General features: G+C 69.7%; 16 protein-coding genes and 1 tRNA gene. 12 read left to right on the forward strand and 5 right to left on the reverse strand.

The window, feature by feature from the left end; translation table 11 throughout:
• Positions 1–29: 29 nt before the first annotated feature.
• The 6 genes from NJQ98_RS02750 to NJQ98_RS02775 all read left to right on the forward strand — a co-directional run bounded on the left by NJQ98_RS02750 (position 30) and on the right by NJQ98_RS02775 (position 5,404).
• Entirely contained in the window at positions 30–899 is an 870-nt protein-coding gene (locus tag NJQ98_RS02750) for an alkaline phosphatase family protein (RefSeq protein WP_262175434.1), read from the forward strand.
• Positions 900–1,100: 201 nt separating this feature from the next.
• Entirely contained in the window at positions 1,101–2,084 is a 984-nt protein-coding gene (locus NJQ98_RS02755) for a zinc-binding dehydrogenase (RefSeq protein ID WP_262175435.1), read from the forward strand.
• A 49-nt stretch (positions 2,085–2,133) separates the two neighbouring features.
• Entirely contained in the window at positions 2,134–2,511 is a 378-nt protein-coding gene (locus tag NJQ98_RS02760) for a 6-pyruvoyl trahydropterin synthase family protein (RefSeq protein WP_262175436.1), read from the forward strand.
• A gap of 79 nt (positions 2,512–2,590) precedes the next feature.
• Entirely contained in the window at positions 2,591–3,661 is a 1,071-nt protein-coding gene (locus NJQ98_RS02765) for a glycosyltransferase family 4 protein (RefSeq protein ID WP_262178718.1), read from the forward strand.
• On the forward strand, positions 3,658–4,581 hold the full coding sequence (locus NJQ98_RS02770; protein WP_262175437.1) for a hypothetical protein: 924 nt from the start codon (positions 3,658–3,660) through the stop codon (positions 4,579–4,581). Before NJQ98_RS02765 ends, NJQ98_RS02770 begins: the two co-directional genes overlap by 4 nt.
• Before the next feature lie 61 nt (positions 4,582–4,642).
• The gene (locus NJQ98_RS02775) at positions 4,643–5,404 is read left to right on the forward strand and encodes a GTP cyclohydrolase III (RefSeq protein ID WP_262175438.1); all 762 of its coding nucleotides are present in this window, start codon (positions 4,643–4,645) and stop codon (positions 5,402–5,404) included.
• Between the two features lie 36 nt (positions 5,405–5,440).
• Here NJQ98_RS02775 and NJQ98_RS02780 read toward each other — a convergent pair whose 3' ends face one another.
• The 5 genes from NJQ98_RS02780 to NJQ98_RS02800 form a co-directional block, all read right to left on the reverse strand.
• Positions 5,441–6,037 carry a hypothetical protein gene (locus tag NJQ98_RS02780; protein ID WP_262175440.1) on the reverse strand — a complete coding sequence of 199 codons (597 nt, stop codon included), beginning with the start codon at positions 6,035–6,037 and terminating at the stop codon, positions 5,441–5,443.
• A 114-nt stretch (positions 6,038–6,151) separates the two neighbouring features.
• Complete coding sequence (locus NJQ98_RS02785; protein WP_262175441.1) at positions 6,152–6,667, reverse strand: hypothetical protein; 516 nt, start codon at positions 6,665–6,667, stop codon at positions 6,152–6,154.
• On the reverse strand, positions 6,667–7,560 hold the full coding sequence (locus tag NJQ98_RS02790; RefSeq protein ID WP_431357495.1) for a sulfurtransferase: 894 nt from the start codon (positions 7,558–7,560) through the stop codon (positions 6,667–6,669). The genes NJQ98_RS02785 and NJQ98_RS02790 overlap by 1 nt, the downstream gene beginning before the upstream one ends.
• 137 nt (positions 7,561–7,697) lie before the next feature.
• Positions 7,698–8,723: an NADP-dependent oxidoreductase gene (locus NJQ98_RS02795; RefSeq protein ID WP_262175444.1), complete on the reverse strand. Its 1,026-nt coding sequence runs from the start codon at positions 8,721–8,723 to the stop codon at positions 7,698–7,700.
• A 71-nt stretch (positions 8,724–8,794) separates the two neighbouring features.
• Positions 8,795–10,030 carry an outer membrane protein assembly factor BamB family protein gene (locus NJQ98_RS02800; RefSeq protein WP_262175445.1) on the reverse strand — a complete coding sequence of 412 codons (1,236 nt, stop codon included), beginning with the start codon at positions 10,028–10,030 and terminating at the stop codon, positions 8,795–8,797.
• 186 nt (positions 10,031–10,216) lie between these two features.
• Here NJQ98_RS02800 and NJQ98_RS02805 point away from each other — a divergent pair, with 186 nt between their 5' ends.
• The 6 genes from NJQ98_RS02805 to NJQ98_RS02830 all read left to right on the forward strand — a co-directional run bounded on the left by NJQ98_RS02805 (position 10,217) and on the right by NJQ98_RS02830 (position 14,495).
• On the forward strand, positions 10,217–10,762 hold the full coding sequence (locus tag NJQ98_RS02805; protein WP_262175446.1) for a PAS domain-containing protein: 546 nt from the start codon (positions 10,217–10,219) through the stop codon (positions 10,760–10,762).
• Positions 10,763–10,798: 36 nt separating this feature from the next.
• A complete protein-coding gene (locus NJQ98_RS02810) occupies positions 10,799–11,257 on the forward strand; it encodes a reverse transcriptase-like protein (protein ID WP_262175447.1) in 459 nt (152 codons plus the stop codon).
• 39 nt (positions 11,258–11,296) lie between these two features.
• Positions 11,297–12,199, forward strand: a complete 903-nt coding sequence (locus NJQ98_RS02815) for a diacylglycerol/lipid kinase family protein (protein ID WP_262175448.1) — start codon at positions 11,297–11,299, stop codon at positions 12,197–12,199.
• 215 nt (positions 12,200–12,414) lie between these two features.
• Positions 12,415–13,833: a sulfatase family protein gene (locus NJQ98_RS02820; RefSeq protein ID WP_262175450.1), complete on the forward strand. Its 1,419-nt coding sequence runs from the start codon at positions 12,415–12,417 to the stop codon at positions 13,831–13,833.
• Positions 13,834–13,839: 6 nt separating this feature from the next.
• On the forward strand, positions 13,840–14,250 hold the full coding sequence (locus NJQ98_RS02825) for a GtrA family protein (RefSeq protein ID WP_262175452.1): 411 nt from the start codon (positions 13,840–13,842) through the stop codon (positions 14,248–14,250).
• A gap of 160 nt (positions 14,251–14,410) precedes the next feature.
• Positions 14,411–14,495, forward strand: a tRNA-Ser gene (locus NJQ98_RS02830).
• Positions 14,496–14,518 lie beyond the last annotated feature (23 nt).

Consider the following 14,518-nt stretch of genomic DNA (forward strand, 5'->3'; position numbering starts at 1 on the left):
ACCCAACGACGACCGTGAGAGAACCGGGGATGAGTCGGCTCGGAACGGCCTACTTGCGGCTGCTCCAGGCAGTCGGCCGTCGGCTCGATTACGGCGCGAACGTCTTCGACCGCGAATGGGACGTGCTCGTGGTGCTCGACGCCTGCCGGGCCGACCTGCTCCGGTCGGTCGCCCCCGAGACCGACTTCCTCGACGCCGTCGAGACCGTCCGCTCGGTCGGTAGCTCCTCCTCCGAGTGGCTCGAGAACACCTTTCCCGACCGCCCGGAGACCGGGCGGACGGTGATGGTCACCGGCAACACCTGGACCGACCGGTATCTGGACGCCGAGGCCTTCGCCGCGCTGGACGAGGTCTGGAAGTACGCCTGGGACGACGAGCTGGGGACCGTGCCGGCGGCGGCGGTCACCGACCGCGCCATCGCCGCCGCGCGCGAACGTGACCCGGACCGGCTGGTCGTCCACTACATGCAACCCCACCACCCGTTCGTCCCCGACCCGATAGACGGCGACGACGGTATCGCCCGGACTGGCAGTCACAGCAACAGTGCGAACCCGTGGGTGTCGCTGCGACAGGGGGAACTGACGACAGCGCGCGTCCGGACCGCCTACGAGGCGAACCTCCGGTACGTGCTGGCGGAGGTGTCTGCCCTGGTCGAGAACGTCGACGGTCGCGTCGCCGTCACGGCCGACCACGGCAATCTCTTCGGCGAGTGGGGGCTGTACGGCCACCCGATGCAGACGCCCGTCCCGGCGCTGCTGGCCGTTCCGTGGGCCGAGACGACCGGTATCGACTGCGAGAGTCGGACGCCGTCGCTCGAACCGCCCGAGACACTGCCCGTCTCGCGGGTGTACGGCGCCGACTCCGACCGCGACCGGCTCGACGCGCTGGGGTATCTGTGACCGCTCGCTCGGCGAGGCCGTCGACCCGTTGCGTTCGACCCATCGAGGGTTGAACCAATCGCGCTACCGGTCGACCACGCGTACCTTTTTACCGGATTAGCCCTGCATCTCGGACGTGCGTTCCCAGCGACGACGAGACGGCCGCCGTGTCGGCCCCGCACCAGCGGGCACTACCGCACCACAGCCACGACGGACGGACCGATGACAGGCCGGGCGCTGTACTTCACCGGCGACGAATCCGTGGCGGTCCGTGAGCAACCCATCTCCGACCCCGGCCCCGGACAGGTCCGCGTCCGGACTGAGCGGTCGGGTATCAGCCCCGGGACGGAGCTGCTGGTGTACCGAGGCGACGTCTCGTCGGAGCTACCGACCGACGAGACGATAGACGCCCTCGAAGGAACCTTCTCGTACCCGCTGCAGTACGGCTACGCCGCCGTCGGCCGCGTCACCGACGTGGGGGCGGGCGTCGACGACGAGTGGCTGGACCGGCGCGTCTTCGCCTTTAACCCCCACGAGAGTCACTTCCTCGCCGACCCGGAGACGCTCGTCCCGACGACGCTCTCGCCCGAGCAGGCGGTGTTCATCCCGAACGCCGAGGCGGCCGCGAACTTCGTGATGGACGGCCGCCCGCGCTTTGGCGCCCGCGTCGCGGTGTTCGGTCAGGGGCCGGTCGGACTGTTGACGACCGCCCTGCTCGCCGAGTTCCCGCTGTCGTGTCTCGTCGCTGTCGACCCCTGTGGCGCCCGGCGGGACCTCTCGCGGTCGCTCGGTGCCGACCGCGCGCTCGCCCCCGACGAACTCGACGAGATAGACGAGGTCGACATGGCCATCGAACTGTCGGGCAACCCGACGGCACTCGACGACGCCATCGACGTGACCGCCTATGCGGGTCAGGTCCTCGTCGGCTCGTGGTACGGGACGAAAGATGTCAACCTCGGCCTCGGCGACGCCTATCACCGGAGCCACATCCGCATCCGTTCCAGTCAGGTGAGCCGCATCGACCCCGACCACGCCGACCGCTGGGACAAGGACCGCCGCCTCGACGCGGTGCGTGCCTGGCTGGCCGAGACCGACCTCTCGGCGCTGCACACCCACGCGTTCGACGTGTCCCGCGCCACGGAAGCGTACCGACTGCTGGACGAACGGCCCGACGACGCGGTCCAGGTGACGCTTACGTACGACTGAAGCCGTCACATCCTCCGGATTTAGGTGGCCAGCGCCCGTCAGTTCGCGCATGTATTCGACCACAGTGCTGACCGATTTCGTCGCACAGCACTACCTCACCGTCCCGGACCCCGGCCCCGAGGGGGAGCCACACTCACACCACTACGAGGTGGAACTGTGCTTTCGCGGGCCGGAGCTCAACGAGTACGACTACCTCGTCGACATCGACGATGCGGAGGCGGCGCTGTCGGCTATCGAGGCGCGCTACCGCGATGCGATGCTCAACGACCTCCCGGAGTTCGAGGCGTCCAACCCGAGCGTCGAGCGGTTCGCCCGCGTCATCTTCCAGCGGGCGACCGACGCCGTCACCGACGACACCGTCACCGAACTCGCGGTGACCGTTTGGGAGGACGACGAGGCCGCCGCGAGCTACGACGCCGTCGTATGATACGGCGCCGTGTAGATTGGCACCGGACAGCACCGACTCCCGGGTCGGTGCGTACCGACACATCGCCACACCGGTGCGCATGAGAGTCGGGCTGACGCTGTACGGGGACCTCACGGACCGTTCCGGTGGGTTTCGCTATGACCGACAGCTCGTGGCGGGGCTTCGCCGGGCCGGGGACACCGTCGAGGTGGTCGAGCTCCCCTGGCGTGACTACGGCCGGGGGCTGCTCGACAACGGCTCGCGCGCCCTCCGGCGGCGACTCGACGTGGACGTGGACGTGATGCTCCAGGACGAACTGGCCCACCCGTCGCTCGTCAGGACGAACCGCCACCTCTCCTATCCGGTCGTCAGCGTCGTCCACCACCTGCGGGCGAGCGAACCGCGGCCACTCAGCCCGCTCTACGGGGCTGTCGAACGCCGCTACCTCGACACCGTCGACGGCGTCGTCTGCAACAGCACGACCACCCAGTCCGTTGTCACCGACCTCGGCGTCGACGCCGCGTCGACGGTCGTGGCGCCGCCGGCCGGCGACCGCTTGGACCCCGACATCGACCCGACGCGAATCGACTCCCGGGCGCATGCGGGCCCGCTCCGGCTGGTCTTCGTCGGCAACATCGAACGCCGAAAGGGACTGGACACGCTCGTCGACGGGCTCGCGGCCGCCGACGCCGAGACCGAACTCACGGTCGTGGGCCGGCCGGTCGACGAGCGGTACGCCCAGTCGGTCCGGTCGCGGGTGCACGAAGCGGGGCTCGACGACCGTGTGGCCTTTGCCGGCCGCCTGTCCGACGACGCGCTGGCTTCGACCCTCGAAGACGGCCACGCCATCGCAGTTCCGTCCCGGTACGAGGGGTTCGGTATCGTCTATCTGGAGGGGATGAGTTTCGGGCTGGCCGCGCTCGCCTCGCGGGCCGGCGGCGCGAGCGACGTCGTCACCGGCGGCGAGACGGGCGTGCTCGTCGACCCCGACGACCCGGCCGCCGTCGCCGCGGCCATCGAGACGCTGGCGGCCGACCGCGACGGGCTGGCCGCGATGGGGCGCGCGGCCAGACGCCGCTACGAGGCCCAACCCGACTGGGACGAGACGACCGCACGGGTCCGCGGGCTGCTCGCCGACGTTGCAGGCGCCGACCCGGAGGTGGTCGCGTGACCGGCTCGTTCCAGCGCTATCTCCGCGCGAAACGCACCGTCGACGACCGCGCGCTCGACCGTCGGCTGGTCGACTCGCTCCGTACGGAACTGGCGGCCCGCGCCGCGGAGTCCGCCGGCCCGCTTCGGGTCCTCGAAATCGGGGCCGGCATCGGAACGATGCTGACTCGGTTTCTCGACTGGGACGTCCTCCCGGAGGGTGACGTCGAGTACGTCGCACTGGACGTACAGACGGAGAACGTGGCGGCGATGCGTGACTATCTCGCCGAGTGGGCCGCCGAGCGGTCCGTCACCGTCGCCGGCGACGAGCAGCTCAGGCTCGACGACGGGACTCGCCTGGTGACGGTCCATCCAGTCGTCGCCGACGCGCTCGACTACGCCGACGACCATGACGCGGTAGACCGCGGCGGTCGTCGAGCCGAGGCCGACTACGACCTCCTCGTCGGGGCGGCGCTGCTCGACATCCTCGACCGCGAGGCGCTGGGAGCGCTCCTCGGTACTGTGACTCCCGGCGGGCTGTACTACTTCCCCCTCACCTTCGACGGCGCGACGCGGTTCCGGCCGCCCCACCCGGCCGACGGCGACGTGGAGCGCCGGTATCACGACCACATGGACGCGAAACCGGCCGGGGACAGCCGGGCGGGCGGGGACGTCCTCGACCGGCTCCACCGCCTCGACGGGGTGACGCTGCTCGGGGCGGCCGGTTCCGACTGGGTCGTCAGACCCGTCGATGGGGCCTACCCAGGCGACGAGGCGTACTTCCTCCGACACATCCTCGACACCGTCGAGGGGGCGGTCGGTGAACTGGGCGGCGTCGACGGGCTCGACGACTGGCTGGCGACCCGCCGCGAGCAGGTCGCGGCCGGCGAACTGTTGTACGTGACCCACCAGCTCGACTTTCTGGGCAGGGTCGAGCCGTGAGTCAGCGGTGGCTCTGACCGTTTCCCAAACACCGATAGGAGCCGACTCCTGAACTCCCCACGTGACGAACACGCAGGTCTCCCTGATTCAGATAGACAACTACGGGCCGTGGACGACTACGCCCGAACCCCGCCGCGAGGTCGACCTCCAGACGCTGCAGTCGCGTCTCTTTGCCGACGTCGCCCAGCTGGTCGGCGCCCACGAGGGGTACGCCTTCTTCGGCCGGTTCGACAACATGGTGGCTGTTACGAACGGACTTGACCGCACGGAACACGAGCGAATCCAGACGTCGCTCGGGAACCGGTATCCGGTGACCTCCAGCGTGAGCATCGCGACCGGGGAGACGCCGGCCGACGCGCTCGCGACCGCCTCGCGTCGCCTGCAGGACTCCGGAAGCGCCCAGGACAGCAGCCGGCGCGAAGTCCTCCGCGGTGAGACACTCGCCGACGCCGACCGGACTGACTCCGACGTCCAGATCGCCCACTTCGACGTCGACGACGCGACCGGAAAGTACACCGACAAGCTCAACGAGTTCGACACGTTCATCCGGATAGAGCAGGGGTACGCGGAGCTGATGAAACACATGCGCGGGGCCCACGATTCCCTCTCCTTCTTCGTCGGCGGCGACAACGTCATCGCCGCCTGCTCCGGGATGGACGAAGCGGGCTACCGCGAGGCAATCGACCACGTCCGAGAGGCCGCCGACGTCGAGCTGAAAGTCGGCGTCGGCCGGGCCCGGACGCCACAGGAGGCCGGCATGACCGCGAAACACGAGCTCGAGCGCTGCCGAGCGGACGGAACGGCCGTCGAACTCGGCTGGTGAGGCCGCCGGCAGAGAAGTTCGACCTGTCTCCGTGGCCTACCGAGGGACGGCGCTTCGCTGGCTGTCGTATCGGTGAGACGCGGCGACGAAAGCGACGCCGAGCACCAGGCCGGCGACCGACTGGGGCCACGTGTGCGCGCCGGCGAGGGGACGCGCAAACACCATCCCGAGCGCGACGAGGGCCAGCGGGGCGAAACGCCTGTCGACGCGTACCAGATACCCCGCGGGGACCACCGCGTAGAGGACGTGCGTGGAGATGTCCCAGAACGGCGTGATGAGAAGGTGGGGGACGGTCACGCCGACGAGCAGCGCCGAGAAGACGGGGACGTGGCTGCCCCACTCGAAGCGCCGCCAGCCGAGCCAGATAACCAGGATACCGACGCCGAGCCCGAGGCTCCCGGTCGCGTCCGGAGCCCACGCTGGGGCGCTTTCGAAGAGCACCGGCACGCCCTCGTAGATGGCCAGCCCGACGGCCCACCCCAGCGCCAGGACGCCGAACCGAGCGCCGAGGCCGACGGGCGAGCGGTCGGTCAGGCCGTACCACTCGTAGCCGATGAGACACGCTCCACAGAGGAGGACGAACAGCTCCGGCGCGAACACGTCAGAATAGAGCCGCGCTGTGTCGGTGAGCATATCCACAGGGCCGACGGAGCGGTTGAGTGTATTTCGGTTCGCCGCCGCCCGGCCCCTATGACGGGCGCGGGTCAGTCCGACGTTGTCCCGGCGTCGCTCGTCACGCCGGCTGTCTCACCAGCTGACTTCGAACTCCGTCTCGTCGCCCGCTTCGGTGGTCGAGACGCGCGCGTAGTCCGCGCCGAAGTGCTGTGCCGTCCCCTTTATCAGCCCGCTCTCCCAGGTCGGCGGGTAGGGCGTCGTCGAGACGACCCGAGCCGTCGTCTCACCGGTCGATTCGAACGCGTAGTCGCCCGGCGCGCGGCGGTGTTCGGTGTCGTAGAGGTCGGCCAGCTGGGCGAGGCCGTCGCTCGGCGACTCCGAGGCGGCCGGCCAGTCGACGAACCGCGGCGTGGACTCGCCGACTTTTTCGAGCGCGTTCTCCCCCGCGTTCTCCTCGACGGCGACGAGGACGCGGCGGAACTTCGCGAGGGGATACCACTCCTCGGGCCGTGGGTCGGGCCGCTCGATGCCCTCCTCGTCCAGCATGTCCCGCATGCGGTTCTGGAAGACGGACATCACGCCGTCGATACACACCTGTACCATCTCGCCGCGGACGTCGCCGTCGGGTTCCGTCGTTGATATCGTCATCAGTTATCGCCTCCCTGCGGGGTCGGTTTGTCGACCGATGCGACGGGCGCGTCCGGGTCGGCGGCCCACTCGGTCCACGAGCCGTCGTAGTTGGCCGCGTCGAGACCGAGTAGCTCCGAGAGGACGAACCACGTGACCGAGGAGCGCTCGCCGATGCGACAGTAGGCTATCGCCCGCTCGTCCCGGTCGATGAAGTCGCCGTATATCTCCCGCAGCTCGTCGACGTGCTTGAACGTCCCGTCGGCGTTGACCGCCTGTCCCCACGGGATGTTCGACGCCGACGGGATGTGTCCCTCCCGGTCGGTCGTGTTCGGAATCTCCGCCGGGGGTTTGTCGCCCCGGTACTCCTGTGGATTCCGAACGTCGACTATCGGACCGTCGTCTTCGCTGGCCGCCATGACCTCGTCCTTGTACGCGCGGACCTCGTCGTTGGTCCCGTCTATCGAGTACTCCTGGGCCGGATACGACACCGCCTCCTGTGACGTCTCGTACCCCTCCAGGTCCCAGTAGCGGCGGCCGCCGTCGAGCAGCGCGACGTTCTCGTGGCCGTAGTATTTCAGCACCCAGTACGCGTGGCCCGCGAACCAGTTCGCCTGGTCGCCGTAGACGACGACCGTCGTCTCGGGCGTGATTCCGAGGTCACCGAACAGCGACTCAGCTTCGTCGACGGGCACGACGTTGCCGCCGAGCCCGTCGATGATGTCGGACTCCCAGTCGATCTGTACCGCACCCGGGATGTGCCAGTCCTCGTACTGTTCCGGGTCCATGTCGACCTCGACGAGACGGTACGACGGGTCGCCGCTCTCGAACCGGTCGAGGTGCTCTCTCACCCATTCGGCGGAGCGCACCGCGTCGTTGTTCTTGTAGAGTGACACATTCTTATAAGGTGCCATGCGGACTTTAATCGTTTGTCAATTCCAGTGAATAATATCTCGTATCACATTATACGCGTATGTTTTCCGGGGGTACCACCACCCGCGCGAACGCCAGACGCCGGTCGTCGAGGACGCCACCGGCGGCCAAGGCGTGACTACCCCTGACTGCGCTCGCCGACCTTCACGAGCTGCTTGCCGATGTTCTCGCCCTCGAAGAGGCCGAGGAAGGCGTCGGGGGCCGCGTCCAGCCCCTCGGTGACGGTCTCCTCGTACCCGAGGTCGCCGCGCCGGATGTACCCCGCGAGCCGTTCCATGGCGTGGCCCCACCGGTCCTGGTAGTCGCCGACAAGAAAGCCCTGGACCGTCGCGCGGGTCTGGATGAGCTGGCTCAGCTTCCGCGGCCCGGTCGGCTGTTCGGTGGCGTTGTACAGCGAAATCTGCCCGCAGACCGCCACCCGGGCGTTCCGGTTCAGCTGTCCCCAGACGGCGTCGGTGATGGGGCCGCCGACGTTGTCGAAGTAGCCGTCGACGCCGTCGGGACAGGCCTCCGCGAAAGCTGCGCCGAGGTCTTCGGTCGTCTTGTAGTTCACTGCGGCGTCGAAGCCGAGCTCGTCGGTGAGCCAGTCGCACTTGCTGTCGCTGCCGGCGACGCCGACGACGCGGGCACCGGCGAGGGATGCGACCTGGCCCGTGACGGAGCCGACGGCACCGGCGGCCGCGGAGACGACGACGGTGTCGCCGGGGTCGGGGTCGACGACGTCGGTCATCCCGAAGTAGCCGGTGATGCCGGGCATCCCCAGCACGCCCAGCGCGGTCGAGACGGGCGCCAGGTCGGGGTCGACCGGGCGCAGCTCGTCGCCGTCGGCGACGGCGTGGTCGGCCCACAGCAGGTTTCCGGTGACCACGTCGCCCGGCTCGAACCCGTCGTGGTTCGACTCGGCGACCTCGCCGACGACGCCGGCCTCCATGGGCTCGCCCACGCCCCAGGGCTCGGCGTAGGACTCGGCGTCGCGCATCCGGCCGCGCATGTACGGGTCGACCGAGAGATACAGCGTCCGGACCAGCACCTCGCCGGGGCCGGGGTCGGGGCGGTCGACGGTCACCAGCTCGAAGTTCTCCGCCGTCGGTTCGCCGGTCGGTCGGCTCGCGAGTCGCCACTGTCTGGTTTGGTCGTCAGTCACAGTAGATTCTCGGGCTCGCGAGGGGTCAAGGTTTGCTTCCCGGTACCCCGCCGCCCGGGTCGGCGACCGGCTCAGCCGGCGATGGCGTACAGCCGCTCGGCCGGGAAAAACGCCACGTTGTCGCCGATGACCGGTGCGGCGCCGCGGGCGCTGTTGCGCTGGCGGGTCCCGTAGGTCCACTCGGTGCTCCCGTCGTCGGCGGCCCGACAGCTGAGCTGCCCGACGCCGAACAGGTAGATGAAGCCGTCGGCGATGACGGGCGTCCCCTCGATTCCCATCTCGACGGTGTAGCGGTGCTGGCCCCCCGTGAGGCTCAGCGCCGTCAGTCCCCTGTCGGCGACGGCGTAGATGGTGTCGTCGGTCACTGCGGGGGGGTCGGTCACCGCCGGCGACTCCTGGTTGCCGTACGTCTCGACCTCGCTGCTCCACAGTTCGGTCCCGTCGTCGCGGTCGAACGCGCGGACGGCCGTCCCGGAGCCGACGACGACCCGGTCCCCGGCGACCGTCGCCGGCGTCGTCACGCCGTGGTCGGCGCTCCAGACCGTCTCGCCGGTGGTCGCGTCGAACGCCTGCAGCGAGTTCCCGCCCGCGTAGACGGTGTCTCCGGCGGCGGCGGGCGTCACCGGTTCCGCGTCGGCGTCCACCGGCGCCCCCCAGCTGAGCGCCCCGTCGGCGGCCGAGAGGGCGTACAGGTTGGGCCCCCCGTCCCCGGTGCCGACAGCGTAGACCGTGTCGTCGTCGACGGTGACACCCGACCGGACCGGGCGGTCGAAGGTCCACCGCTCGGTACCCGTATCGGCGTCCAGCCCGACCAGCGTGTCGCCGACGGTCGCCAGCACGTTCCCGCCGGTCACGGCGGTGGGGCCGGCGCCGTTCGTCCCCCGATACATCGTCGCCCACTGTCTGGTCCCGTCGACGGCGTCCAGCGCGTAGACGAACGTCTCCCGGGTGCCGTCGCCGTCGATGCGGCCCTCAGTCAGATAGAGTCGCCCGTCGCGCAGCGACGGCGACCCCATCCGGTGTCCGGGGACGAACCCCGACTGCCCGAACTCGAACAGCGACGTGATGGCGCCCGTCGGGCCCGACACGTCCGGGACGGTCCCGGTGTTCGCTGCGTCGTACTGGTACTGGGGGTACGTGCTCTCGACGGTCTCCGGTATCTGAATGCTCGCGCCTTCCACGGCCGTTCCGGTCGTGTTGTTACCGTTCTGGCCGGTGTCGGAGTCGAGAAACCCCGGGCAGCCGGCGACCGCCCCAGCCGCGACGCTACCCGCCGCTGCGAGAAACGAGCGCCGGCGACTGTCCATATTCCGACAGCTACGCCGACAGATAAAAACACTTCGTCCTGTTCACGCCCCGACAGACATCGCGGTAGGGCGCCCTTACGGACCCGCCGCCGCGGCAGTAGGCGTCCGGTACGAACTGACCACTGTCCGCCGGCGCGCCTGCCGCCGTCCGACAGACGTTTGGTCGGGTCGGCCCAACCCCGAGCGATGGCACCCAGAGAAGCGCTCCGGGAACTACTGACGTGTGACGCGTCGGCGTTTCCGTCGGCCGCGCGGTCGTTCCTCGCGGCCCACGGCGGCGACCCCGGGCGCGTCGACCGCGCCGAGGGGGACCTCCGGGCGCTCCTCGACCTCCCGCCGGCCGCGGTGGCGTCGCTGTCGGCCCACGAGCGCGAGTACTGCCGGCGGCTGTGGGTACTCGACGACGCGCCCCTCGGCATCACGCTCGCGGGCCCGGTCTATCAGGACAACCCGGTCGTCTACGTCACCCGGACATTCCGCGAGCTGACGGGCTATGCGCTGTCGGACGTCCGGGGCGAGAACCTCCGCCTGCTCCAGGGCCCCGATACAGAGCCCGAAGCCGTCGACGCGCTGTCCGAGGCCGTCGAAATCTGGGAGCCGGTGACCGTCGAGCTGTGGAACTACCGCGCCGACGGGAGCCGCTTTCGCAACCGCGTCTCGCTGGTCCCGCTCCCGGACGACGACGGGATGCTCGCGAACTGGGCGGGGCTGCAGGAACGCGTCGACCGGTAACGACGGCGTTTTGCGCCGGCCGCTCTAGGTCACCCCATGAGCGACGGCAACGGCTCGCGGCGTGGGGCCTTCGGCCCCTCGCTGTCGCTGTACTTCGACGCGAGCGTCCACTACGGGCCCGACAACGCGACGCCGACCTCGGCCGCCGTGGGCTTTCTCGTCGAGAGTGGGGCGACGACGCACATCGAGCGCTCGATGGCCGTCGACGCGTTCGTCTCCAGTACGCATCTGGAGTACCGGGCGCTGCTGGAAGCGGTGCGGGCGGTCGCCGCGACCGACGACCGGGTCGCCTCGGTGCACGTCCACGGCGACGCCGACGCCGTAATCCGCGCGGTCGACCCCGACCGCCCGGCGACGCCCGAGGACCGGGTCTGCCGGCGGCGGGTCGCGTCGATTCGCGAGGCCGTCGAGCCGATTCCGGTCGTCACGTACCGGGCCGTCGGCCGCGACGAGAACGAGCGGGCCCACCGACTCGCCCGTGCCGGACATCGGTGAGCCCGTGGTGATAAGTACGCGAGACCACTGCGTCCCGGTATGCAAGTCGGCTCCCGACGGGCTATCCTCAACCCCGCGAGCGGCGACGGGGACCACGCAGATTCCGTCGAGCGCCTGCTCTCGGCCCGGGGTTTCGCCGTCTCCCGCACCGAGGGGCCGGGCGACGCGCTGGAACTCGGCCGCGCGGCCGGCGAGGCGGGCGCCGCCGAGGTCGCCGTCGCGGGCGGCGACGGGACGGTCAACGAGGTCCTCCGGGGACTGGCCCGGGCCGACCACCTCGACGCGGTGACCCTGTCGGTGGTCCCCGTCGGGACCGCGAACCTGCTGGCGGGCACTATCGGTATCGACGACAGAACGCGGGGCATCGAGGTCGCCGACACCGGCGACGTTCGGACCGTCGACGTCGGCGTCGCGGGCGAGGAACCGTTCCTCGTCTCCTGTATCGCGGGACTGCCCGCCGAGGCCAGCCTGGCGGCCTCCAGCGAGCTGAAAGCCCGGTTCGGGACGCTGGCGTTTCTGGTCACGGGGGCACAGGAGGCCCTCGAGTTCGACGGGCTGGACATCACGATAGAGGCCGTCGGCGAGGACGGGCCCGTCACCTGGTCCGGCCCGGCGACCTGTCTGCTCGTCGGCAACGCCCGGAAGTTCGTGGAACGGGGCGGCCAGGCCGACATGGAGGACGGCCTGCTTGACGTCGCTATCGTCGAGCGGATGCCGACCGGCAATCTGGTCGCAGAGGCAATCGGCCACCGGCTGCTGGCGACCGACACGGAGGGGGTCACCCACGTCCGCGCGACGGAGCTGTCCGTCGACGGCCACGGCGAACCGGTGACGTTCAGCCGGGACGGCGAGGTCACCGACCACGAGCGGCTGGACATCGGCGTGCGCGAACGCACGCTCGACCTCAGAGTCGGGCCGAGCTACGACCCCGACCCGCGGTGACACACCCCACCGACTGACCGGTCTAGACGGCGGCTACCGCGCGTTACGGACCGCAAGACACTTTGTTTCGCCTCCGGGGGTCCGGTACAACCAGAAGATTCAGTATCGCATATCCAGTGAAGGGCCGTATGAACGATTCGTGCAGCGCCGGGCGGCGGAACTCGCCGTTTCGTCGCGTCATCGGTTCTCCTCGCTACCGGCCGGAGGTACGCTAGATGCCGGCCGACGCTGACAACGTCGTCCTCGTCACTATCGACTCCCTGCGTCGGGACGCTCTGGGAGGCGAGGACAGCGTCTCCCCGGTGCTCGACGACCTCGCCGACCGCGGGGTCACCTTCGAGAACGCGATAGCCCAGGGCAACTGGACGCCCTTCTCCTTCCCGTCCATCCACGGCTCCCGGCCGGTATTCGACGAGGGGCCGGACATCGGCGTGGCCTCGACGCCCACGCTGGCCGAACAGGTCTCGGAGGCCGGGCTGGCGACGGGCGGGTTCAACGCCGCCAACGGGTTCCTGACCGACCACTGGGGGTACGACCGGGGGTTCGACGAGTTCGAGCCGTTCGTCGACGGCAGCGGCTTCCTCGCCAGGCATCCGACCATCCAGGGGTGGGTCCAGCTCGGGACCTCCCCGTTCCGGCGGGCCGCGGGCGTCCTCGGCGGCGGCGACGACGACCGGCCGGTCGCCGACGCCTCGCGGATGGGGGAGCTGGAGGACCACGCGACGGAGTTCCTGGAGACGACCGACGACGGCTTCTTCCTGTGGGTCCACTATATGGACACACACACCCCCTACGTCCCGGCCCCGCGGCATCTCCGGGAAGTGTCTGACACCCACTTCGGGCTGTTCCGGATGCTGGGCTCGCACTTCCGGACCGGGATGGGATGGGACGTCGACGAGCGGACGCTGGGGACGCTCCGGACGCTGTACGACGGGACCGTCAGGCAGGTCGACGCGAGCGTCGGCCGGCTGCTCTCGACCCTGGAGGCCGAGGGGCTGGCCGACGACACCGCCGTCGTCGTCGCGGGCGACCACGGCGAGGAGTTCCTCGACCACGGGCACCTCTCGCATTACCCCAAGCTCTACCGCGAACTCATCGACGTGCCGCTCTTCGTCACCCACCCGGACGGCGAGTCCGGGACGGTCCACCAGCCCGTCGGCCTCGACGTGATTCCACCGACGGTGTGTGACCTGCTGGGCGTCGGGGCGGCCGACGCGTGGGAGGGCCGGAGCGTCGCCCCGGCCCTCGACGGCGAGGAACTCGACGAACGCGGCCCCGTCGTCTCGGTCGCCGTGCGCGGCGAGAGCGTGAACACCCAGCCGATTCCCCGCCACCGCGAGGACGGCGAGCTGCTCGTCAGCGCCCGCGACGCCCGCTGGACGTACATCGAACACACCGAGTCGGGCCACCGCGAGCTGTACGACCGGCGGAACGACCCCGACGAACACCGCGACCTCTGTGCCGACGACAGCGACGGCGAGGCCCCGCCTCCCGTCCTCGACCGGCTCTCCGCGGCCGTCAGCGACCACGTCGAACGCCTCGATTCGGCGCCCCAGGACGGGGCACAGGACCGCCAGTCCGGCGGCGAATCCGACGAGATAACGGCACGTTTAAAAGCGCTCGGGTATAAATAAGGGACCATGTCGTTTGGCGTCGCCACGTCGCCGCGACGAGAGCGGCTCGTTCGGTTCTTCCTCGTGGGCTGTACGGCCGCGAGTATCCAGCTCGCGCTCCTGTGGCTGTTCGTCGACCTCGGCGGCGTGAACTACCTCGTCGGTGCCTTCGTCGCCATCGAGATAACCATCCTGTTCCAGTACGTGCTCAACAACGCCTGGACCTTCCACCGGTCGCGGCACACGTCGATGCGCGAGTACGCTATCGGGCTGGGCAAGACCAACCTCGTCCGGGGGACGGCCATCCCGCTCCAGCTCGGTCTCCTCTACGTGCTGGTGACCCTGGGAACCGCCGAGTACCTGGTCGGCAACGCCGTCGCCATCTGTGTGACCGGGCTGTACCGGTACGCGCTCGATTCGGCCTGGACGTGGAGCTAGGCGTCGGTCCCGGGCGTATGGCGCCTGTCAGTATCGAGCCGATAGCCGGCGGTAGCTCCGGCGACCGGCCGCTGTGGGTCCCGCGTCGACCTGTCGGTTGGTACCGAGTCTCTCGCCCAATCGAAACGCCTAAACACCAGACGGCGAAACTCAGACACGAGCCGAGGTAGCCTAGCCTGGCCAAGGCGGTTGCCTCGAAAGCAACTGTCCTCACGGACTCAGGAGTTCAAATCTCCTCCTCGGCGTCTCACTGACACACCTCACCAGC

The organism is Haloarcula laminariae, from assembly GCF_025457605.1.
GTDB lineage: Archaea > Halobacteriota > Halobacteria > Halobacteriales > Haloarculaceae > Haloarcula > Haloarcula laminariae.